The following is a 21,384-nucleotide window of genomic DNA, read 5'->3' as shown; positions in this document are numbered from 1 at the left end:
AGGCGCGCAAATCCACCCGAACAGACAGGACCGCCCCATGACAACGCTTGTTTTTGGCCATAAATCCCCCGACACCGACAGCACCGGCAGCCCGATCGTTTGGGCGTGGTATCTCAATGAGATCAAAGGCACCCCCGCCAAACCCGTCCTGCTGGGCGAGCCGAATACCGAAGCGCTGTTCATGCTCGACAAATGGGACCTCGAAAAGCCCGAAATCCTGACCGAGCTTGAAGCCGACATCAAGGTTGTCATCGTCGACACCAACAACCCCGCCGAACTGCCCGACAACATCAATGACGCCGATATCACCGGCATCATTGACCACCACCGTCTGGTGGCAGGGCTTGAGACACGCGGCCCGATCGAGATCAACATCCAGCCGCTCGCCTGCACCGCGACGATCATGTACAAAATGATCGGCAAGGATTGGGCGCAGGCCCCGCGCGGGGTAAAGGCCGCGGCCCTGTCCTGCATCCTGTCGGACACGCTTGAGTTCCGCAGCCCCACCACCACCCAAGAAGACCGCGCCATCGCCCATGACATCGCGCAGGATCTCGGCGTCGATATTACGGATTACGCGGCCGAAATGTTCGCCGCGAAATCCGATGTCTCCGCCTTCAGCGAAGCGGAACTACTGCGCATGGACAGCAAGGGCTTCGACCTTGATGGCACCAACCTGCGCGTGAGCGTGTTGGAAACCACCTCCCCCGCGCCGCTGCTGGAGCGTAAGGACGCGCTAATGGCCGAGATGCCCAAAGTGGCCGAAGCCGACGGTGCCGCGCAGGTGCTTTTGTTCATCGTCGACATTCTGAAAGAAGAGGCGACGCTTTTGGTGCCCAACGACATGGTCAAACACATCGCCGAGCAGAGCTTCGGCGCTGAGGTCTCCGGCGACACGGTCGTGCTGCCCGGTGTGATGAGCCGTAAAAAGCAGATCATCCCGAACCTCAAGATGTAAGCCAATCGGGCGGGCCAAGTGCCCGCCCTCACTTTTTGAAAGGCCGCCCCATGACCCGCATTATCTCTGCTCTGCCCGACGTATCCGATCAATATGACGCGCTTTTCGTCGATCTTTGGGGCTGCGTGCATGATGGGCGCAAAGCGCTGCCCGCGGCGGTTGCGGCCTTGCAGGCCTATCGCAAGACCGGCGGCAAGGTCGTCTTGGTCACCAACTCCCCCCGCCCCCGTGATGGCGTGGAGAAACAGTTGCAGCAATTTGGCGTGCCGCAAGACGCATGGGACAGCATCGCCACCTCCGGCGATTCCGCGCGGTCGGCGATGTTCCGGGGGGCCGTGGGCGAAAAGGTCTGGTTCATCGGCCACCCCGGAGAGCGCAAGTTTTTCGAGCCGCTGACCATCCTGAAAGACCCGGTTGAGATCGAGACCGTCCCGCTGGCGCAGGCCGAGGGCATTGTCTGCACCGGTCCTGTCGACGCCACGGCCGACCCGGAAGTCATGCGCCCCGAGTTCGAGCAGGCCATCGCGCGCGGGCTGAAGCTGCTCTGCGCCAATCCCGATATCGTGGTCGACCGGGGCGAGGTGCGCGAATGGTGCGCCGGGGCGCTGGCTGCGCTCTATACGGAAATGGGGGGCGAAAGCCTCTATTTCGGCAAGCCCCACGCCCCGATCTATGACCTCGCCCGCCGCCGTCTTGCCGCGCTTGAGGTCGACATCCCCGACAACCGCATCCTCGCCATCGGCGACGGCATCCTGACGGATGTCAAAGGCGCGATGGACGAAGGGATCGATTCGCTCTTCATCACCGGGGGGCTGGCCGCCGCGGAAACCGCCACGACCGAGCAGCCAGACGAAGCCAAACTCCGCGCCTATCTCGACCGCGAAGCATCAGCCCCGACCTATGCCATCGGATTCCTGCGCTAACCCAGAAAGGGCTTGATTTTCTGCGCCTGCGAAGTAATAAAGTTGCAACTCGACGCAACCTAGCGTCACTTTGTTACCAAGGAGCCGTCATGTTGGACAATATGCCACGCGGGACGATCTGCATCGAAGATATCGAAATCGGCATGTCGCGCCATCTGCGCAAGGTCGTGACCGATATGGATATCGAACTTTTCGCGCAGGTCTCGACCGACCGCAACCCGGTGCATCTGGATGACGACTATGCCCGCGAGACGATATTCGAGGGGCGCATCGCCCATGGGATGCTGACCGCCGGGCTGATCTCGGCGGTGATCGGGGAACAGCTTCCCGGCCATGGCACGATCTACCTTGGGCAATCGCTAAAATTCCTCGGCCCCGTGCGCCCCGGCGATATGGTGCTGGCCGAAGTCACCGTGACCGACATGGACATCGCCAAACGCCGCGTGAAAATGGACTGTCGCTGTACGGTCGACGGCAAACCCGTGCTGGCCGGAGAGGCCACGGTGCTCGCACCCTCGGCCAAGCTCGACTGAGCGGGCGGTTTTCGCCGCCTGTGCATCTTGCTCTTGCCCCGCTGCACGGCTAGGCAAGGCGCATGCGGATCATCCGAGATTATCAATTCGTCGACCTGCCAGATCGCGGTGCCACCGCCGCGATCGGCAATTTCGATGGCGTCCACCTTGGCCACCGGTCGGTGATCGAACTGGCGCAGCAGGCGGCCCCCGACGCGCCGCTCGGCGTCGTCACCTTTGAGCCGCATCCCCGCGAATATTTCGCTCCCGACGCCCCGCCCTTTCGCCTGATGGGGCGCGAGGCCCGCGCGCATCGGCTTGAAAAAATAGGCGTCAAACGGCTCTATGAACTGGCCTTCAACAGCACTCTGGCGGGCCTCTCGCCCGAGGCTTTTGCCCGCGACGTGCTGCACGAAGGGCTGGGGCTGGCCCATGTGGTCGTCGGCGCTGACTTCTGCTTTGGCAAGGGCCGCGAAGGCACCGCTGAGGATCTGGTTCGTTTCGGCGCGCAATATGGCTTTGGCGTCACCATCGCCCCGCTGATGGCCCGCGATGAGCTGACCGTGTCGTCGACCGCCATCCGCGAAGCACTGACCCGCGCCGCGCCGCGTGAGGCCGCCGCCATGCTGGGCCATTGGCACCGTATTGACGGGCCGGTGATCTCGGGCGAGCAGCGTGGCCGCGAGCTAGGCTTTCCCACCGCGAATATGTCCATCGACGGCCTGCACCCGCCCGCCTTCGGCGTCTACGCCGTGCTGGTCGACGTGTTGGAGGGGCCACATAAGGGCAGCTATCACGGTGCGGCCAGCATCGGCACCCGCCCGATGTTCGGTGAGAACAAAGCCAATATCGAGACCTATGTCTTTGACTTCAAAGGCGACCTTTATGGCGCGCCGCTCTCGGTCGGGCTGGTCGAACATCTGCGCGGCGAAGAGAAGTTTGACAGCCTCGATGCGCTGATCACCCAGATGGGGCAGGACTGCGACCGCGTCCGGACCATTCTGGCGGCGTTATGAGCGATCCGATCCCCCGCAAGGGCCTGACTCCGAAGTTCTGGGAGAAGAAAGCCCTGACGGAGATGTCCCAGACCGAATGGGAAGCGCTCTGCGACGGTTGCGGCAAATGCTGCCTCAACAAGCTGGAAGACGAAGACAGCGGCGAAGTGGCCCTGACCCGCGTCGCCTGTCGCCTGCTCGACGACAGCAGCTGCCGGTGCGTGCATTACGAGAACCGGCATGAATTCGTGCCCGACTGCATCGTGCTGCGCCCCGACAACCTTGATACCCACGCCTATTGGATGCCGCAAACCTGCGCGTACCGCCTGCTGTGGGAGGGCAAACCGCTGCCTGAATGGCACCCGCTTAAGACCGGCACGCCCGACAGCGTGCATGACGCCGGGGTCAGCGTGCAATTTGATACCGTGTCCGAATTTGATACCCCGTTCGAGGAATGGGAAGACCATATTATCGAGGAGCCCACCTAATGTTTTTCGCCTCTGACAACGCCGGCCCCGTCCACCCCAAGGTGATGGAGCGCGTGATCGCCGCCAATACCGATTATGCGATGCCCTACGGCAAAGACCCGATCATGGATGAGGTCCGCGATCAAATCAGGCAGCAGTTCGAGGCGCCAGAGGCCGAGGTCTACCTCGTTGCCACCGGCACCGCGGCCAATGCGCTGGCGCTGGCCTGCTACACCCAGCCGTGGCAGACGATCTTTTGCGCTAAGGTCGCGCATATCGAAGAGGATGAGTGCAACGCGCCCGAGTTCTACGCCGGAGCGGCCAAGCTGACGCTGGTGGAGACCGAAGACAAGATGACCCCCGAGGCCCTGCGCCGCGCCATCGTCGCGCGGGTGGCGGGCGATGTGCACACGCCGCAACGCGGTCCGGTGTCGATCACGCAAGTCACGGAACGCGGCGGGGTGCACAGCCTTGAAGAATTGCGCGCGCTGACCGCGGTGGCCAAGGAATACGACCTGCCCGTCCATATGGACGGCGCGCGTTTTGCCAATGCGCTGGTGGCCTTGGGCTGCACCCCGGCTGAGATGACGTGGAAATCGGGCGTCGATGTGGTGAGCTTTGGCGGCACCAAGAACGGCTGCATGGGTGTCGAAGCTGTGGTCTTCTTCGACCCCAAGAAGGCATGGGAGTTCGAGTTGCGCCGCAAGCGCGGGGCGCATCTCTTCTCCAAACATCGGTATCTCTCGGCCCAGATGGCGGGCTACCTTGCAGATGGCACATGGTTGGAAACAGCCAAGGCGGCCAATGCCAATGCGGCCCATCTTGCCCAAGGGCTGCGCGCGGCGGGGGCGGAATTCCTGCATGAGCCTGCGGCGAACATGATCTTCGCCCGCTTCCCCCGCGCCATTCACCGCAAGCTACATGAAGCAGGCGCGCGCTATTATCTGTGGGACGGCACGCTGGACGGCGACGATGACGAGATGGTCGCGGCGCGCATGGTCTGCGACTGGTCGATCAGCCGTGAACAGATCGACCAGTTCCTGAGCCACTTCTAAACGTTCACGCCAGCGGCACGTCCTTCAGGAAATCACGGATCGCTTCGGCGACCTCGGCGGCATGGGTGATGGGCACCATATGCCCTCCCCCGTCGACCGAGACGCGCCGCGCGTCCGGCAAGCGGCGCATCAGCGCCGTGTTGATCGCATGGGCCGCTTTGGGAGAGGCGCTGCCCTCAACCAATAGCGCGGGCATCGACGCGCGCTCGAACATGCCCGGCGCCAGCAGGCCAGCGCTATCCTCGCCCAAGAAGGGCGAAGAGGCGGGGATGAAGCCGATGCGGTCGACCATATAGGCGCGGGTCGGCTCGGGGATTTGATCCCATTTCGTGCCATCGCCCCAGACCCGATTGAAGAGCCGCGCGGCGGTTTCCGCGTCGCCCTCGGCCAAAGCCGCCTCAAAGGCGGTGTTCTGTTCGTTGTATTCGGCCATCGCCTCAGGGTCATCCTGTTTGGCGGCGGCGAAATAGACAGGCTCGATCAGCGTGATGCTGCGCACCAACTCAGGATGCTCGATCGCCAACCGCATCGCCACCGTCGCGCCAAAGGAATGGCCGATCAGGTCCATCGGCGCTTCGAGCAAGCTCAGCGCCATCTCGGTCGCCACGTCGTGGATATTGCCCTGCCCGTCCCAATCGCCCGAGCGCCCGTGCATCGGCAGATCGAAGGCGCGCAGGGTCAGCTCATCCGACAGCGCCGCCCCGATCCCCCGCCACGCGCCGGAATGCGCCAGCGAGCAATGGATCGCCAGGGCCGGGCGCGGGCCGTGACCGAACCGGCGCGCGTTAATTTCTGGGGTCACAGCTTGCCCCCGAGGTGCAGATCGAGGTCTTCTAAACGGTCCTGCCCCCAGAACTTCTGATCCCCGACGATATAGAACGGTGCACCAAAGACACCCTGCACGACAGCGTCTTCAAGGTTCGCGGCATAGGTCTCCGCCCCCTGCAACAAGCCGCTGTCGGCCAGTGCGGGATCGAACCCCGCCTCACTCAGACAGGCGCGGACTACATCGTCATGGCCGATGTCCTTTTCCTCGGCCCAGACAGCGCGGGTGATGGCATGGGTCAGCTTGCCCAAATCGCCCCCGCCCGCATTCTGCGCCGCAATCACCGCATAGGCCGCGGGCGCGCCATTCGTCGGCCAATGCGCGGGCTTGAGGTTGAAGGGCAGGCCCAGCTTCCGCGCCTGCCGCGGCAGGTCTTGGGCGCGGTATTCATTCCGGCTGGGGTGACGCTCTGCCGGGGGCAGACCGCCGGTGCGCGGGAACGCAGCAACGATGTCGAAAGGTTTGTAAACGATCTCGGCCCCGTGCTTTTCGGCAATCGCCTCAAGCCGATTCCCGGCGAGGTAGCAATAGGGTGACAGCGTTGCGAAAAAATAGTCGATCCGGGCCATTTGGCTCTCCTTCGGGGGCGGTGCAGCTTTGCCCGACCGTAAGCGCATGCTAAGCGGTGTCAACGTCACGAATCTGCAACCTACCGCTGCCCCGGAGCCCCTATGCCACGCACTTCAGAACCTAAACTGATCTCAGGCAATGCCAATATGCCGCTTGCCAAGGCCATCGCGCGGCGCATGTCGCTGCACCGCGGCGTCAATGTCGGCCTTGTCGATGCGCGGGTCGAACGGTTCAACGACGGCGAGATTTTCGTCGAGGTTTATGAAAACGTGCGCGGCGAGGATATGTTCATCATCCAGCCCACGTCGAACCCCGCGAACGACAACCTGATGGAACTGATGATCATGGCCGACGCGCTGCGCCGGTCCTCGGCCGCGCGGGTCACTGCGGTGCTGCCCTATTTCGGCTACGCCCGTCAGGACCGCCGCACCAAGGCGCGCACGCCCATCACCGCCAAAATGGTCGCCAACATGCTGACCGGCAGCGGGATCGAGCGGATCCTGACCATGGACCTGCACGCCGCGCAGATCCAAGGCTTCTTCGACATTCCTGTCGACAACCTCTATGCCTCCCCAATTTTCGCGTTGGACATTAAGGACGCCTTCAAAGACCGTATGGATGAGCTGATGGTCGTCAGCCCCGACGTCGGCGGTGTGGCCCGCGCACGCGAACTGGCCAAGCGGATCAACTCCCCCCTGTCGATCGTCGACAAACGCCGCGAGAAAGCGGGCGAAGTGGCCGAGATGACCGTGATCGGCGATGTGAAGGGCAAGACTTGCCTGATCGTGGACGACATCTGCGACACCGCGGGCACGCTCTGCAAAGCCGCCGAAGTGCTGTTGGAGAACGGCGCCAAGGAGGTACACTCCTACATCACCCACGGCGTCATGTCTGGCCCGGCTGTCGAACGTGTGGCCAATTCGGTCATGAAATCGTTGGTCATCACCGACAGCATCGCGCCGACGCCCGCGGTCAAGAAAGCGCCGAACATTCGGATCGTGCCCACCGCGCCGATGTTCGCCCAAGCGATCCTGAACATCTGGAACGGCACCTCCGTCTCCTCGCTGTTCGACGCGGAAACGCTGGGCCCGATCTATGACGGGATGTATGCCGCGAGCTAAGCCGCGTGCTGTGATCTAGGGCCGGCCCCAACGGGCCGCCCGCGCCTTCTAGGCCCCTCCCCCAGAGCGACGGACCTAGCCGATGACCCAGTCATCCTCTTCCCCCAGTGATCCAATCGCCGTCCACGCCAGCCGCGCCCGTGCGACGCGGGTGTCTCCCCATGTGCGGAACACCATGTCAAAGCCTGCCTCGGTCACCGCCTCGGCGCAGATGTCAGCGCGGGTGACGGTGCTGGCATCAATGTCCCAAAGCGACATCGTGACCTGAACATGGGGCGGCTCTCGGAAGGGTTCGGAAAAATTGATCCGGCGGCGGCGTTCACGCTGGCCATGGCCCGTCCACATCGAACCGCCGTCTTCGAACTCTGAAAACAGCATGACATCGCCGTTGTCCACGCCGATGGTATGGCTGCGCAGTCGTTTCATATCCCTAGCCTGCCCGCTTTTTTTTGATCACAGCACAATGATGCCGCAGCAGCGAGAGGCAGAAAAGCAAAAAGCCCCGCCGAAGCGGGGCTTTTCACGAATTTTCAACGCATTACAGGTTGGGCTGCTTGCTCGACAGACCGATGTGATCGCCAACGGCAACCATGTCGGCCAGAAGCTTGGCCGCGTCATCCACGGGACCGGGCTCGTTCTCCCAGTTGTCCTTGGCGCGGGTGTAGAGGGCATGCGCCTCTGCCACCATGTCGTCCATCTGCTCCTGCGTCATGTCGGCACGCGCCACGGCACGTTCCGCCAGCACAGACACGCCGCCCTGACCGCCGATTTCGGCGAAGCCGCCGGTCACGACGTATTCGCTCGTGCCCTCCGGCCCTTCCACGCGCAGAAGGCCCGGACGCAGGGTGGTGATTGTGGGCGCATGATCGGCCATGGCCGTCATGTCGCCCTCGGTGCCCGGAATCTGCACGGCCGTCACCTGCATCGATGCCAGCCGCCGTTCCGGCGAAACGAGGTCGAATTGCATTGTGTCTGCCATTGTCAGCGCTCCTTAAGCGGCGTCTGCCGCCATTTTCTCGGCTTTCGCCTTCACTTCGTCGATGCCGCCAACCATGTAGAAGGCACCTTCGGGCAGGTGGTCATACTCACCGGCAACCACGGCCTTGAACGACGCGATGGTTTCTTCCAGCGGCACCTGAACGCCGTCGGACCCGGTGAAGACTTTCGCCACGTCGAAGGGCTGGCTGAGGAAACGCTCGATCTTACGGGCGCGGGCCACGGTCAGCTTGTCCTCTTCGCTCAGTTCATCCATGCCGAGAATGGCGATAATGTCTTGAAGCGATTTGTAGCGCTGAAGCACCTGCTGCACGTCCGTCGCCACCTTGTAGTGCTCGTCGCCGATGATCAGCGGGTCAAGCAGACGCGAGGTGGAGCCGAGCGGGTCAACCGCAGGGTAGATGCCCTTTTCCGAGATCGAACGGTCGAGAACCGTTGTCGCGTCGAGGTGCGCAAAGGAGGTCGCCGGCGCGGGGTCGGTAAGGTCGTCCGCGGGAACGTAGACGGCCTGAACCGAGGTGATCGAGCCGTTCTTGGTCGACGCAATACGCTCCTGCATGACGCCCATGTCGGTCGCCAGTGTCGGCTGGTAGCCCACAGCGGAAGGAATGCGGCCCAGAAGGGCGGACACTTCGGAACCGGCCTGCGTGAAGCGGAAGATGTTGTCGACGAAGAACAGAACGTCGGAACCGGATTCGTCGCGGAACTGCTCGGCCAGTGTCAGGCCGGTCAGGGCGATCCGCATACGGGCACCCGGAGGTTCGTTCATCTGGCCATAGACCAGCGCAATTTTCGAATCCACGAGATTGTCGGGAACGATAACGCCGGATTCAATCATCTCGTGGTAGAGGTCGTTGCCCTCACGGGTCCGCTCACCCACGCCCGCGAACACGGAAAGGCCCGAGTGCACTTTGGCGATGTTGTTGATCAGTTCCATGATGAGAACGGTCTTGCCCACGCCGGCACCGCCGAAGAGGCCAATTTTACCACCCTTGGTGTAGGGGGCCAGCAGGTCGATGACCTTGATGCCGGTGACGAGGATCTCGGTCTCGGTCGACTGGGCCGCGAACTCGGGCGCTTCGCCGTGAATGGCGCGGGAGTTGTCCGCGTTGACCGGGCCCTGCTCGTCCACGGCTTCGCCGGTGACGTTCATGATGCGGCCCAGGGTCGCGTTGCCGACGGGCACGCGGATCTGGTCGCCGGTGTCGGTCACGTCTTGACCGCGGACCAGACCTTCGGTGGCGTCCATCGCAATGGCACGCACGGTGTTTTCGCCGAGGTGCTGCGCCACTTCGAGAACCAGCGTCTTGCCTTGGTTCTCGGTGTGGAGCGCGTTGAGAATCTCGGGCAGGTCGCCCTCGAATTGAACGTCAACGACAGCGCCGATGACCTGTGTAATTTTACCGACAGCTTTTGCCATGTCGTGTCTCCGATTTGCTTACAGCGCTTCCGCGCCGGAAATGATTTCGATCAGCTCGTTGGTGATGACAGCCTGACGCGAGCGGTTGTACTCGATGGTCAGCTTGTCGATCATCTCACCCGCGTTGCGTGTGGCGTTGTCCATCGCCGACATCCGGGCACCCTGTTCGGATGCACCGTTCTCCAGCAGGGCCGAGAAGATCGCCGTGGCGACCCCGCGCGGCAGAAGGTCGGCCAAGACCGCCTCTTCGCTGGGTTCATAGTCGAACAATGTGGACGCTGCGCTGTCGTCGCCTTCTTCGGCGTCGAACTTGGCGGGGATGATCTGCTGCGCCGTCGGCTTTTGCATGACCACGTTGACGAACTTCGCGAAGAAGATCGTCGCCACGTCGAATTCGCCCGCGTCGAACCGGTTCAGCACGTCCTGCGCGATGTTCTGCGCGTCGCCATAGCCGATCTTCTTGACTTCGCTGAGGTCGACGTGACCGACCAGATGGTCGCCCATGTCGCGCCGCAGCGCATCACGGCCCTTCTTGCCAACGGTAAGGATTTTCACCTCTTTGCCCTGAGCCAGCAGATCGCGGGCATGAGCCTTGGCCAGCTTCGCGATATTGCTGTTGAAGCCGCCGCACAGCCCGCGTTCGGCGGTCATGACCACCAGCAGATGCACCTTGTCTTCACCCGTGCCGCTGAGCAGCTTGGGCGCGCTGTCGGAACCGCCGACACTGGCCGCGAGCCCTGCCATCACGGCATTGAACCGCTCCGAATAGGGACGCGAAGCCTCGGCAGCCTCCTGCGCGCGGCGAAGTTTCGCCGCGGCAACCATTTGCATGGCCTTGGTGATCTTGCGGGTCGATTTGACCGACGAGATCCTGTTCTTCAGGTCCTTGAGATTTGGCATTGCCTTATCTCCCGTTTAAGCGAAGTCGGCGGCGAAACCGTCGATGGCGGCTTTGATCTTCTCTTCCAACTCGCCTTTGACCTTGCGGTCGTTGTTGGTGATGTCCTTGAGAAGGTCGTCATGCTTGCTGCGCAGATGCGCCAGCAGACCCGCTTCGAAGCGGCCAACGTCCGAGATGTCCACCTTGTCGAGATAGCCGTGGGTACCGGCGTAGATCACGCAGACGATTTCGGAGTTGGTCAGCGGCGCGTACTGCGGCTGCTTCATCAGTTCGGTCAGACGCGCACCACGGTTCAGCAGCTGCTGGGTCGCGGCGTCGAGGTCGGAACCGAACTGGGCGAAGGCCGCCATTTCGCGGTACTGGGCCAGCGACAGTTTCACCGGACCCGCGACCGAGGACATTGCCTTGGTCTGGGCCGAGGAGCCAACGCGGGACACCGACAGACCGGTGTTCACGGCGGGACGGATGCCTTGGTAGAACAGTTCGGTCTCAAGGAAGATCTGACCGTCGGTGATCGAGATCACGTTGGTCGGAATAAACGCGGACACGTCGCCACCTTGGGTCTCAATGATCGGCAGCGCGGTCAGAGAGCCGTTGCCGGCTTCATCACCCAGCTTCGCCGAACGCTCGAGCAGGCGGGAGTGGAGGTAGAAAACGTCGCCCGGGTAAGCTTCGCGGCCCGGCGGGCGGCGCAGCAGCAGGGACATCTGACGGTAGGACACGGCCTGTTTGGAAAGGTCATCGTAGATGATCAGCGCGTGGCGGCCGTTGTCGCGGAAATGCTCGGCCATCGCGGTGGCGGCATAGGGCGCGAGGAACTGCATCGGCGCGGGCTCGGACGCGGTGGCGGCCACGACAATGGAGTAGTCGATGGCGCCGGTCTCTTCGAGCTTTTTCACCAGCTGCGCCACGGTCGAGCGCTTCTGGCCGATCGCGACGTAGACGCAGTACATCTTCTTGCTCTCGTCGTCGCCAGCGGCTTCGTTGACCTGAGCTTGGTTCAGCATGGCGTCGAGCGCGACGGCGGTCTTGCCGGTCTGGCGGTCGCCAATGATCAGCTCACGCTGGCCACGGCCAATCGGGATCATCGCGTCAACGGACTTGAGGCCAGTGGCCATCGGCTCGTGCACGGATTTACGCGGGATGATGCCCGGTGCCTTCACGTCGGCGATGCCGCGCTTGGTCGCGCCGATGGGGCCTTTGCCGTCGATGGGGTTGCCCAGACCGTCAACAACGCGGCCCAGCAGTTCGTCACCGATTGGCACGTCCACGATGGAGTTGGTGCGCTTGACGGTGTCGCCTTCGGTAATGTCACGGTCGGAGCCGAAGATAACGACACCCACGTTGTCGGCTTCGAGGTTCAGGGCCATGCCCTGAATGCCGCCGGGGAATTCGACCATTTCACCGGCCTGAACGTTGTCCAGACCATAGACGCGGGCGATACCGTCACCGACGGAGAGAACGCGACCCACTTCGGCCACTTCGGTTTCCTGACCGAAATCCTTGATCTGGTCCTTCAGGATCGCAGAAATCTCTGCTGCTTGGATACCCATTTATCCGACCTCTTTCATTACATTCTGGAGGGAATTGAGCTTGGAGCGGATCGAGGTGTCGATCATCTTCGAGCCCACTTTGACGACAAGACCGCCGATGAGGCTTTCATCAACGGTCGCATGAAGTGATACTTTTTTGCCGGTGGAAGCGGTCAGCGATTTCGCCAGCTTGTCCGACTGTGTCTTCGTCAGTGCCTTGGCCGTGGTGACCTCGGCAGTGATTTCGCCTTTGGCTTCGGCAATGGTCTCGCGCAGCGCTTTGACCAGCGCGGGCAGCGCGAACAGGCGGCGCTTTTGCGCCATCAGTTGCAGCGTGTTCGCCATGGTCTTGGTCAGGCCCATCTTTTCGGCCAGCACCTTGATCGCCTGCTCCTGCTCTTCGCGGGTATAGAGCGGCGAAGTGGTCAGGCGGCGAAAATCGTCGCTGTCGTTCAATGCCGCTTCAAGCGCGGTAAGATCGCCCTCGATGGCATCGACCTGATTGGCCTCGCGGGCCAGATCGTACACGGCTGTCGCATAACGTTCCGCGATACCGGTGGAAATGGAAGCAGGTTCGGACACGTCCATCCTCTCGTTCAATAAGCGCCGGATATGCGAAGATGTCGCGTCACCAGCAGTTGGCGCGGCTTGAAGTTACCCAAGACGTCTAAATCAGGGGCGATGTAGCAGACAGGTTCACGCCCGGCAACACAGTATAGGCAGGTAATGTCGCGGCGTGCTGCAATATTGCAAGGGCTGCGGCCTATCGCGGCTCTTTGCCGCAGAAAAATGCCACCCCAACTCACCGCTGGAGCAGGCCCACGAATCCAGCCCCCTCGCTTACTGCATGCGCTAAGTCTACAAGGCGCTGAGGCGTTTAGACCGGTTTGGCCTGCGGCTCTGCCATCCCCTCCAAGACCCCGATGGCGCGCCTCGCGGTGCTGCGTTGCGGGCGGCCTCGCGGCGGGTAAACCAGTTTCGTGGCCTCCACCAAGATCGCGCCTCCGCCCATCATCGTCGGCATCTGACGTCCGATTTTCTCGAACAAAGGCGCCGATTTCATCCAGATTCGCTGCTGTGACGGGAACTGATACAGCGCGCCAAGGTGCCGTTCGGGCAGGAACTGATGCTTGCGCAACTGCGTCTCTAACTGCCCCGGCGAATAGGGCCGCCCATAACCGAAAGGCGTGCGGTCGCGCCGCGCCCACATTCCCGCGCGGCTTGGCACGATGAACAGCGCCTTGCCCCCCGGCCCCAGCACGCGCCAGCATTCGTCGAGCAGTTCACTGGGCCGTTCGGAGGTTTCGAGCCCGTGCATCAGCACCAGCTTATCCACCGCCCCCGTCTCGACCGGCCAAAGCGTCTCTTCCGTCAGAACCGAGGTGTTGGGCATCCCCGCCGGCCAAGGCATCACCCCCTGCGGGCCGGGCATCAAGACCATCACCCGCCGCGCATCCGCCAGATAGGGGCGCAGCAGGGGTGCGGCAAAGCCAAAGCCGACAACGGTCTGGCCCTTCGCCTCGGGCCAAAGCTCCAACAACCGCCCGCGCAGGGATTTCTGCGCCGCACGTCCCAACGCGCTGCGATAATAGAAATTGCGCAGATCCTGTACATCAAGATGCATTGCAGCCCGCCTTGGTGAGTGTCACTCTTACCGGACCATAACAACACAGCGAGGTAAGACGCCATGGCCTTTGATCTGGTCACGATTCCCTGTCTGTCGGACAACTACGCTTTTCTGCTGCGTGACCATGACAGCGGCGCGGTGGCGCTGATCGACGTGCCCGAGGCTGCGCCGATCATGGCAGAGCTTGACCGCCGCGGCTGGACGCTGAGCCAAGTCTGGCTGACCCACCACCACCCCGACCACATTCAAGGTCTGACCGAACTGCTCACCCGCTTCCCCGCCGAGGTGATCGGCGCCAAAGCCGATGCCCACCGCCTGCCCCCGCTCGACCGCGCGGTGGCCGAGGGTGACAACATCAAGCTGGGCGCGCTTGCGGCCCAAGTGCTCGACGTATCTGGCCATACCGTGGGCCATATCGCCTTCCATATGCCCCAAGCCAAGGCGGCCTTCACCGCAGACAGCCTCATGGCGCTTGGCTGTGGCCGGCTCTTCGAAGGCACGCCCGCGCAGATGTGGGAAAGCCTGCAAAAGCTGGCCGCCCTGCCCCGTGACACGACGATCTGCTCGGGCCACGAATATACCGCCGCCAACGCAAAATTCGCCCTGACCGTTGATCCGGACAATCCCGCCCTTATATCAAGGGCCAAGGACATCGACAGCGCCCGTGCCAAGGGACAGCCGACCGTCCCCTCGTCGCTTTCACTGGAACTAGAAACCAATCCCTTCCTGCGCCCCGCCGACCCGGCCATCCGCGCGACCTTGGGGATGCCAGACGCCACCGACACGGAAGTGTTCACCGAAATCCGCAGGCGAAAAGACCAGTTCTAAGCGCCTGCAATCATGGCTTAAAGTCCTCGCTCACGGCAAATGTGACCGATTCGGACCAGAATCTTCTTGAAGATGGGCGATGATCAACCAAACTCTAATACTATGAGGCCATGGTCGGACCGGGGCCTGAGACGTCTCAGCACCTCACCGACCCCGATCGAAAAGGAGCACGCCCGTGCCTTCATTCTCGACTACACTTGAGCAGGCAATCCACGCGGCCCTCGCGCTGGCCAATGCCCGCCGCCACGAATTCGCAACGCTTGAACATCTGTTGCTGGCCTTGCTCGATGAACCCGATGCCGTGCAGGTCATGAAAGCCTGTTCCGTCGATGTCTCTGACCTGCGCGATACGCTGGTGGAATTCGTCGACGATGATCTCAGCAATCTGATCACCGACATCGACGGTTCCGAAGCGGTGCCAACGGCGGCTTTCCAGCGCGTAATCCAACGCGCCGCAATCCATGTGCAATCCTCGGGTCGGACCGAGGTGACGGGCGCCAACGTGCTGGTCGCCATCTTTGCCGAGCGTGAGAGCAACGCCGCCTATTTCCTGCAAGAGCAGGACATGACCCGCTATGACGCGGTGAACTTCATCGCCCATGGTGTCGCCAAAGACCCGGCCTATGGTGAATCCCGCCCCGTCACAGGCGCGCCCGAGACCGAGGAAGAGGCCCAAAGCGTCACCGATGGCGACAAGAAGGAATCCGCGCTGGCGAAATACTGCGTGGACCTCAACGCCAAATCCCGCGAAGGCGACATCGACCCGCTGATCGGCCGCGAGGGCGAGGTTGAGCGCTGCATTCAAGTGCTCTGCCGCCGCCGCAAGAACAACCCGCTGCTGGTGGGTGATCCGGGCGTGGGCAAGACCGCCATCGCCGAAGGTCTGGCGCGCAAGATCGTCGCCGGTGAAACGCCTGAGGTGCTGGCTAATACCACGATCTACTCGCTCGACATGGGCGCGCTCTTGGCCGGCACCCGCTACCGCGGTGACTTCGAGGAGCGGCTCAAGGCCGTGGTGACCGAGCTTGAGGATCACAAGGACGCGGTGCTTTTCATCGACGAGATCCACACTGTGATCGGTGCCGGTGCCACTTCGGGCGGCGCAATGGATGCCTCCAACCTGCTGAAGCCCGCACTTCAGGGCGGCAAACTGCGCACCATGGGCTCCACCACCTACAAGGAGTTCCGCCAGCACTTCGAGAAGGACCGCGCGCTGAGCCGCCGGTTCCAAAAGATCGACGTGAGCGAGCCTTCGGTCGAAGACGCCACCAAGATCCTCAAGGGGCTGAAACCCTATTTCGAGGAGCATCACAGCGTCAAATACACCTCCGACGCGATCAAGACCTCCGTGGAACTGGCGCATCGCTACATCAACGACCGCAAGCTGCCGGACAGCGCGATTGACGTGATCGACGAAGCCGGTGCCGCCCAGCACCTCGTCGCCGCTTCCAAGCGCCGCAAGACCATCGGCACCAAGGAGGTCGAGGCCGTGGTGGCCAAGATCGCCCGCATCCCGCCGAAGAATGTCTCCAAAGACGATGTGGTGGTGCTGAAGGATCTGGAAAGCTCTCTCAAACGGGTGGTCTTCGGGCAGGATGACGCCATCGTGGCGCTGTCTTCGGCGATTAAACTGTCCCGTGCGGGCCTGCGCGAGCCGGACAAGCCCATCGGCAACTACCTCTTCGCTGGCCCCACTGGCGTGGGTAAAACCGAGGTGGCCAAGCAATTGGCCGACACCCTTGGCGTGGAACTGCTGCGTTTCGACATGTCGGAATATATGGAGAAACACGCGGTCAGCCGTCTGATCGGCGCGCCTCCGGGCTATGTCGGCTTTGACCAAGGCGGCATGCTCACCGATGGCGTGGACCAGCATCCGCATTGCGTGCTGCTGCTCGACGAGATGGAGAAGGCGCACCCGGACGTCTACAACATCCTGTTGCAGGTGATGGACCACGGCAAACTGACCGATCACAATGGCCGCACGGTGGATTTCCGCAATGTGGTGCTGATCATGACCTCCAACGCGGGCGCCTCCGAACAGGCCAAAGCGGCTGTGGGCTTTGGCCGCGACCGCCGCGAGGGCGAGGATACCGCCGCGATCGAGCGGACCTTCACGCCGGAGTTCCGCAATCGTCTGGACGCCGTGATCTCCTTCGCGCCGCTGCCGAAGTCGGTGATCCTGCGGGTGGTCGAGAAGTTCGTGCTGCAACTCGAAGCGCAGCTGATGGACCGCAACGTGACCATCGAGCTCTCCAAGAAGGCCGCCGAATGGCTTGCCGACAAGGGCTATGACGACAAGATGGGCGCGCGTCCCTTGGGCCGTGTGATCCAAGAGCACATCAAGAAGCCGCTGGCCGAGGAGTTGCTCTTTGGCAAGCTGGCCAAAGGCGGTGTCGTCAAGGTTGGCGTCAAAGATGATGAGTTGACGCTCAAAGTCTTGGGCAGCGAAAGCAAGCGTCTTTCCGGTGATCGCCCCCCGCTGCTCACCGCGGAATGATCTATCGGGCCGCACTGGCCCTGATCCTCTCCTCCGCCAGCCCTGCGCTGGCGGAGGATTTGCAATTGGCCTTCCCGCTGGATTGCACCCTTGGGCAGGACTGCCACATCCAACAATATATGGACCGCGACCCGAGCGGCGGCGCAGAGGACTACCGCTGTTCCGGCCTAACCTATGACGGCCACAAGGGCACGGATTTCGCCCTGCCCGACCGCGCGGCGATGGCCGCGGGCGTGACCGTGCGCGCGGCGGCGGCGGGGGTAGTCAAAGGACTGCGGGACGGGATGCCAGATGGCGCACCGCTCTCGGAGGTCCAAGGGCGCGAATGCGGCAATGGCGTGGTGATCGACCTCGGCCAGGGATGGGAGACGCAATACTGCCACCTGAAACACGGCTCGCTCCGCGTGCAGGAAGGGCAGGAGGTGGCGGTTGGCGACGCTTTCGGGCTCGTTGGCCAGTCCGGCAAAGCTGCCTTTCCGCATCTGCACCTGTCGCTGCGCCATCACGGCCAGCCCGTCGATCCATTCGCCCCCGAAGGCCATAGTTGTGACGTCGAGCTGCGCAAAACCCTCTGGCAAGACACCCCGCCCTACCGCCCCGGCGGGCTGATTGCGCTTGGCTTTGCCGACCGCGTGCCCAGCTATGATGAGATCAAGGCGGGCGAAGCCCATCGCGACAGCCTGCCCAAAGAGGCCCCTGCCTTGGTCATCTATGGCTACAGCTATGGCACGCAAAAGGATGACGTGATGCGCCTCAGCCTCGCCGGGCCAAAAGGCACGGTCATCGAAAGGGATGTGGTGATGGAGAAGCCGCAGGCGCAAGCCTTTCGGGCCATCGGCAAACGCGCGGCTTCTGCGCCATGGGCCGCCGGGCGCTATACGGGCAGGGTCACCCTGCTGCGCGAGGGCCGTGTGATCGACGAAAAGACCGGCGTTCTGACCCTGCGATAGGCCGGGGCTGCCTGCCTACTTCTCGGTAAACTTCAACTCGATCCGCCTGTTCTGCGCCCGCGCAGCCTCGGTATTGCCCTCGGCCACGGGCTGATACTGGCCAAAGCCATTGGCGGCCAAACGATCCGGCGCAATGCCGAGGAAATTGACCATATATTTGACCACCGACAGCGCCCGCGCTTGGCTGAGTTCCCAGTTGTCCGCAAACTCCCCAAAGCCGGAAAGCGGCACATTGTCGGTATGACCATCGACGCGGATCACCCAATCGATCTCGGGCGGGATGTCATCCACAACGCTGCGCAGAATGCCCGCCACCTTGGCAATCTCACCCTGCCCGTCTTGGCTCAGCACCGCACTGCCCGGCGCGAAAAGCACCTCGGAGGAGAAGACAAAACGGTCGCCTTCGATCCGCACACCCTCCTGGTTGCCCAGCAGATCACGCAACCGCCCAAAGAATTCCGAGCGGTACTGGGCAAGGTTCTTGCTCTCTTCCTCAAGCCGCTTGCGCTCTGCCGCCTCCAATTCGGCGCGGCGGCGTTCCTCCGCCGCGACCCGCGCCAACGCGGTGTTCAACTCGGAGCCAAGCGATTGCAATTCCACCGATTTCGCCGCATCCCGCGCCACGGCGTCATCGAGCAACGCCTGTAGGTTGCCCAGTTGCGCGCGCAGTTCCGCGACCTGTTGGTTCAGCAACTCGGTCTGCCGCTGCGCCGCGGCGCTCACGGCTTTCTCCTCGGCCAGCGTCTCTTCGGCCTGCGCCAAAAGGGCAGCACGGCGTTCGGCGGCAGTGGTCTTATCCTCGGCCAAAGTCTCCGCCGCGAGTTTTGCCGCCAGCGCCTGCGCCAAACGTTCGCGCAGATCCGACTGCGTGCCGCTCAGCGCCTCTCCCTCTTCCTCTAGGCGCTGCACACGGGCCAGCGCCTCGGCCAGACGGGCGTTCAACGTCTGCTCGGTCGCCTCGGCCTGCGCCAACCGCGCGCGCAGGTCCTCTTCGGTGCCTTCCGCGGCTTCCAACTCTTCGGTGAGCGCGGCGCGCTCGGCCTCCAGCCCCGCGCCGCTCTCCTCCAGCCGCTCCATCCGCAGCAGCGCTGCGGCAAGCTCACTGTCGAGGTCGCTGCGCGCCGCGCGGGCAGCGGCCAAAAGGGTCAGCGTCTCTTCGGCCTTCTTGCGCTGCGCCTCAAGCGAAAGGGTCATGGCCGTCAATTCCGCATCCGCATCCTCCAGCCGGTCGCGCAGCGCCTGCGCCGCTGCGGCTTCGGCCAGACGGGCGGCTTCCTCGGCGCTGAGCGCCTCTTCGGCCTCCGCCACCTCGGCATTGAGGGCGGCGACTTCGGCCTCGGCTTCGGCGTTTTGCGCCCGCAGATCGGCCACCAGCGCATCCAACGCCTCGCGTTTCGCGGCGGCAAGCCGGGCCGTTTCCGCCTGCGCGTCGATCTCCTCCCGCGCGGTGCTGAGCGCGAGGTTCAGCGCCTCTTGCTCATCCAACAGCGCGGCTTCGCGGTCTTCCAAGTCACCGATGCGCGCCTGATCTTCCGCCTGCGACGCCAAGAGCGCGGCCACCCGTGCCTCAAAGCCGGTGATCTCGGCCTCCGCCGCCTGCAAGGCAGCCGCTTGCGCGTCGCGTTCAGAAGTCAGCCCGGCGATCACTGCCTCTTGCCGCGACACCTCATCACGCGCGTCGTTCAGTGAGGCATTCAGCGCGCCGAGCCGAGCCTCCAAACGCGCGGTGGTGCGTTCTTCGACGCCAAGCGCTTGGGCAAGGGCCGCGACCTCTCCGGCCAATTCGTTAAGCTCGCTTTCCTGCCCGCTAATCCGCTCTGTCAGGACGAATTGCACCACCATGAAGATGGTCAGTACAAACATCAGAACCAGCAAAAGCCCGGTCATCGCATCGACGAACCCCGGCCAGATGGAGCCCTGAAACCGTGCGCCTGTCCGCCGGGAAAGTGCCATTACTGGTCCCCGCCACCGGAGGTATCGCCCGCCCGCAGGCGGCGGGCCTCAGGGGCGCGTTGTCCGGAAAGCGCCTTGGCCAGCAGAGAGATATCTTTGCGCAATTCGGCCATGGTTTCCTGCCGCCCGGCAGAAATCTCTTCCAAGATACGCAGCATCTGCACGTCGATGGAGCGCAAGCGCATCCGGCTTTCCGCGTCGATCCCTTCGCCCGCGACCTGACCTTCGAGCGTGGCGATCAACCGGTCTTGCCCATCGGCCACCCGCTCCAGCGCGCTGTTGGTGGTCGTGTCATGCTCCATCCGCGTGGTCATCCGGTCCACGGCATCGGCCAGCTTGCCCAGCTTGTCGTCGACCATGGCGCGGCTGACGTCGGATTGGGTGAACATCTGCTGCATCTCGGCCATCTGTTCGACCATCTGATCCATCACGCTGGCCATAATGTTCTGATCGCTCACATCATCGCCTGAGGTCAGCCCGACCCGCGTGATGGAACTCAGCCAATCTTCCAGCTCTTGATAGAAGCGGTTCTGCCCGTGGCCTGCGAAAAGCTCCAACAACCCCACGACGAGAGAGCCCGCAAGCCCCAGAAGCGAAGAGCCGAAGGCCACGCCCATGCCGCCCAACTGCGCCTCAAGCCCGGTCATCAGACGGCCAAAGACATCGACGCCCGCTTCACCCTCACTGGGGGCGAGGGAGCGGATCGTGTCGACCACAGCCGGAACGGTCGTGGCCAGCCCGTAGAATGTCCCTAAAAGACCGAGAAAAATCAACATGTTGACGATATAGCGCGTGATTTCGCGCACTTCGTCGATGCGTGAGGCGACGGAATCGAGGATCGACCGGGTGGAGGTCGTACTGACCTGCATCCGCGCGCCGCGCTGGCGTAGAAGCGACGCCAAAGGCGCCAGCAATTGCGGCGGCTTGGCATCGGGTTCGGCATTGCCAGCGGCGAAATCCTCGATCCAGCGGACCGAGCCGATAAGCTGCATCACCTGATAGAAACAGGCCAGCACACCGACGATGAAGACAAAGATGATGACCCCATTCAGCCATGGGTTCGCGGCAAAGATCGGCAGCACCCGTGGCAACGCCAGAAAGACCCCAGCCCCCGTGAGGCCGAGCGCGATCAGCATCAGAGAAATCTGACGCACCGGCTGTGAAAACTGCGGTTTTGCCTTGCGGTCTGGCTGTGCCATGCGGCCTTTCCTGACCCTTTGTTCTGCTCTTGCCGCAGCTTACACTGAAACGGC

Annotated in this window: 21 protein-coding genes; 10 read left to right on the top strand and 11 right to left on the bottom strand. The window is 62.9% G+C overall.

Annotated elements, in window-relative coordinates:
- Positions 1–37: 37 nt before the first annotated feature.
- From ACGYLA_RS11295 to ACGYLA_RS11270, 6 genes are all read left to right on the top strand, one after another.
- Positions 38–958 carry a manganese-dependent inorganic pyrophosphatase gene (locus ACGYLA_RS11295; RefSeq protein ID WP_394432480.1) on the top strand — a complete coding sequence of 307 codons (921 nt, stop codon included), beginning with the start codon at positions 38–40 and terminating at the stop codon, positions 956–958.
- A 50-nt stretch (positions 959–1,008) separates the two neighbouring features.
- Positions 1,009–1,881 (top strand): TIGR01459 family HAD-type hydrolase, encoded by an 873-nt coding sequence (locus tag ACGYLA_RS11290; protein ID WP_394432478.1) that lies wholly within the window; start codon positions 1,009–1,011, stop codon positions 1,879–1,881.
- A gap of 89 nt (positions 1,882–1,970) precedes the next feature.
- Entirely contained in the window at positions 1,971–2,414 is a 444-nt protein-coding gene (locus ACGYLA_RS11285; RefSeq protein ID WP_067267345.1) for a MaoC family dehydratase, read from the top strand.
- Positions 2,415–2,476: 62 nt separating this feature from the next.
- On the top strand, positions 2,477–3,409 hold the full coding sequence (locus tag ACGYLA_RS11280) for a bifunctional riboflavin kinase/FAD synthetase (protein WP_394432476.1): 933 nt from the start codon (positions 2,477–2,479) through the stop codon (positions 3,407–3,409).
- Positions 3,406–3,876, top strand: a complete 471-nt coding sequence (locus ACGYLA_RS11275) for a YcgN family cysteine cluster protein (RefSeq protein ID WP_394432474.1) — start codon at positions 3,406–3,408, stop codon at positions 3,874–3,876. Before ACGYLA_RS11280 ends, ACGYLA_RS11275 begins: the two co-directional genes overlap by 4 nt.
- Positions 3,876–4,910, top strand: coding sequence for a threonine aldolase family protein (locus ACGYLA_RS11270; protein ID WP_394432472.1), 1,035 nt, complete (start codon positions 3,876–3,878; stop codon positions 4,908–4,910). Before ACGYLA_RS11275 ends, ACGYLA_RS11270 begins: the two co-directional genes overlap by 1 nt.
- 4 nt (positions 4,911–4,914) lie before the next feature.
- Here ACGYLA_RS11270 and ACGYLA_RS11265 read toward each other — a convergent pair whose 3' ends face one another.
- Both ACGYLA_RS11265 and ACGYLA_RS11260 read right to left on the bottom strand, forming a co-directional pair.
- On the bottom strand, positions 4,915–5,712 hold the full coding sequence (locus tag ACGYLA_RS11265) for an alpha/beta fold hydrolase (protein WP_394432470.1): 798 nt from the start codon (positions 5,710–5,712) through the stop codon (positions 4,915–4,917).
- Positions 5,709–6,305 (bottom strand): 2-hydroxychromene-2-carboxylate isomerase, encoded by a 597-nt coding sequence (locus ACGYLA_RS11260; RefSeq protein ID WP_394432468.1) that lies wholly within the window; start codon positions 6,303–6,305, stop codon positions 5,709–5,711. The genes ACGYLA_RS11265 and ACGYLA_RS11260 overlap by 4 nt, the downstream gene beginning before the upstream one ends.
- A 102-nt stretch (positions 6,306–6,407) precedes the next feature.
- Here ACGYLA_RS11260 and ACGYLA_RS11255 point away from each other — a divergent pair, with 102 nt between their 5' ends.
- A complete protein-coding gene (locus ACGYLA_RS11255) occupies positions 6,408–7,427 on the top strand; it encodes a ribose-phosphate pyrophosphokinase (RefSeq protein WP_394432466.1) in 1,020 nt (339 codons plus the stop codon).
- Positions 7,428–7,502: 75 nt separating this feature from the next.
- Here ACGYLA_RS11255 and ACGYLA_RS11250 read toward each other — a convergent pair whose 3' ends face one another.
- From ACGYLA_RS11250 to ACGYLA_RS11220, 7 genes are all read right to left on the bottom strand, one after another.
- On the bottom strand, positions 7,503–7,853 hold the full coding sequence (locus ACGYLA_RS11250; protein ID WP_067262736.1) for an H-type lectin domain-containing protein: 351 nt from the start codon (positions 7,851–7,853) through the stop codon (positions 7,503–7,505).
- A 112-nt stretch (positions 7,854–7,965) separates the two neighbouring features.
- The gene (locus ACGYLA_RS11245) at positions 7,966–8,406 is read right to left on the bottom strand and encodes a F0F1 ATP synthase subunit epsilon (protein ID WP_394432464.1); all 441 of its coding nucleotides are present in this window, start codon (positions 8,404–8,406) and stop codon (positions 7,966–7,968) included.
- Between the two features lie 12 nt (positions 8,407–8,418).
- Positions 8,419–9,843 (bottom strand): F0F1 ATP synthase subunit beta, encoded by a 1,425-nt coding sequence (atpD, locus tag ACGYLA_RS11240; RefSeq protein ID WP_209218274.1) that lies wholly within the window; start codon positions 9,841–9,843, stop codon positions 8,419–8,421.
- A gap of 18 nt (positions 9,844–9,861) precedes the next feature.
- The gene (locus ACGYLA_RS11235; RefSeq protein ID WP_394432462.1) at positions 9,862–10,743 is read right to left on the bottom strand and encodes a F0F1 ATP synthase subunit gamma; all 882 of its coding nucleotides are present in this window, start codon (positions 10,741–10,743) and stop codon (positions 9,862–9,864) included.
- Between the two features lie 15 nt (positions 10,744–10,758).
- Complete coding sequence (atpA, locus tag ACGYLA_RS11230; protein ID WP_209218275.1) at positions 10,759–12,297, bottom strand: F0F1 ATP synthase subunit alpha; 1,539 nt, start codon at positions 12,295–12,297, stop codon at positions 10,759–10,761.
- Complete coding sequence (locus ACGYLA_RS11225; RefSeq protein ID WP_067262214.1) at positions 12,298–12,858, bottom strand: F0F1 ATP synthase subunit delta; 561 nt, start codon at positions 12,856–12,858, stop codon at positions 12,298–12,300.
- A 295-nt stretch (positions 12,859–13,153) separates the two neighbouring features.
- The gene (locus ACGYLA_RS11220; RefSeq protein ID WP_067262215.1) at positions 13,154–13,900 is read right to left on the bottom strand and encodes a class I SAM-dependent methyltransferase; all 747 of its coding nucleotides are present in this window, start codon (positions 13,898–13,900) and stop codon (positions 13,154–13,156) included.
- 63 nt (positions 13,901–13,963) lie between these two features.
- On the opposite strand from ACGYLA_RS11220, the gene gloB reads away from it, so the two are divergent.
- The 3 genes from gloB (at position 13,964) to ACGYLA_RS11205 (ending at position 18,178) form a co-directional block, all read left to right on the top strand.
- On the top strand, positions 13,964–14,731 hold the full coding sequence (gene gloB, locus ACGYLA_RS11215; RefSeq protein WP_394432460.1) for a hydroxyacylglutathione hydrolase: 768 nt from the start codon (positions 13,964–13,966) through the stop codon (positions 14,729–14,731).
- Between the two features lie 175 nt (positions 14,732–14,906).
- On the top strand, positions 14,907–17,228 hold the full coding sequence (gene clpA / locus ACGYLA_RS11210) for an ATP-dependent Clp protease ATP-binding subunit ClpA (RefSeq protein ID WP_394432457.1): 2,322 nt from the start codon (positions 14,907–14,909) through the stop codon (positions 17,226–17,228).
- Complete coding sequence (locus ACGYLA_RS11205; RefSeq protein WP_394432455.1) at positions 17,225–18,178, top strand: M23 family metallopeptidase; 954 nt, start codon at positions 17,225–17,227, stop codon at positions 18,176–18,178. The genes clpA and ACGYLA_RS11205 overlap by 4 nt, the downstream gene beginning before the upstream one ends.
- A 15-nt stretch (positions 18,179–18,193) precedes the next feature.
- On the opposite strand, the gene ACGYLA_RS11200 is transcribed toward ACGYLA_RS11205, so the two are convergent.
- Both ACGYLA_RS11200 and ACGYLA_RS11195 read right to left on the bottom strand, forming a co-directional pair.
- The gene (locus tag ACGYLA_RS11200; protein ID WP_394432453.1) at positions 18,194–20,131 is read right to left on the bottom strand and encodes a peptidoglycan -binding protein; all 1,938 of its coding nucleotides are present in this window, start codon (positions 20,129–20,131) and stop codon (positions 18,194–18,196) included.
- The gene (locus tag ACGYLA_RS11195) at positions 20,131–21,330 is read right to left on the bottom strand and encodes a biopolymer transporter ExbB (RefSeq protein ID WP_394432451.1); all 1,200 of its coding nucleotides are present in this window, start codon (positions 21,328–21,330) and stop codon (positions 20,131–20,133) included. The genes ACGYLA_RS11200 and ACGYLA_RS11195 overlap by 1 nt, the downstream gene beginning before the upstream one ends.
- Positions 21,331–21,384: the final 54 nt, after the last annotated feature.

It is taken from the genome of Sulfitobacter sp. 1A13679, assembly GCF_043557115.1.
GTDB lineage: Bacteria > Pseudomonadota > Alphaproteobacteria > Rhodobacterales > Rhodobacteraceae > Sulfitobacter > Sulfitobacter faviae.
This window is presented reverse-complemented; position numbering and strand designations above follow the sequence as displayed.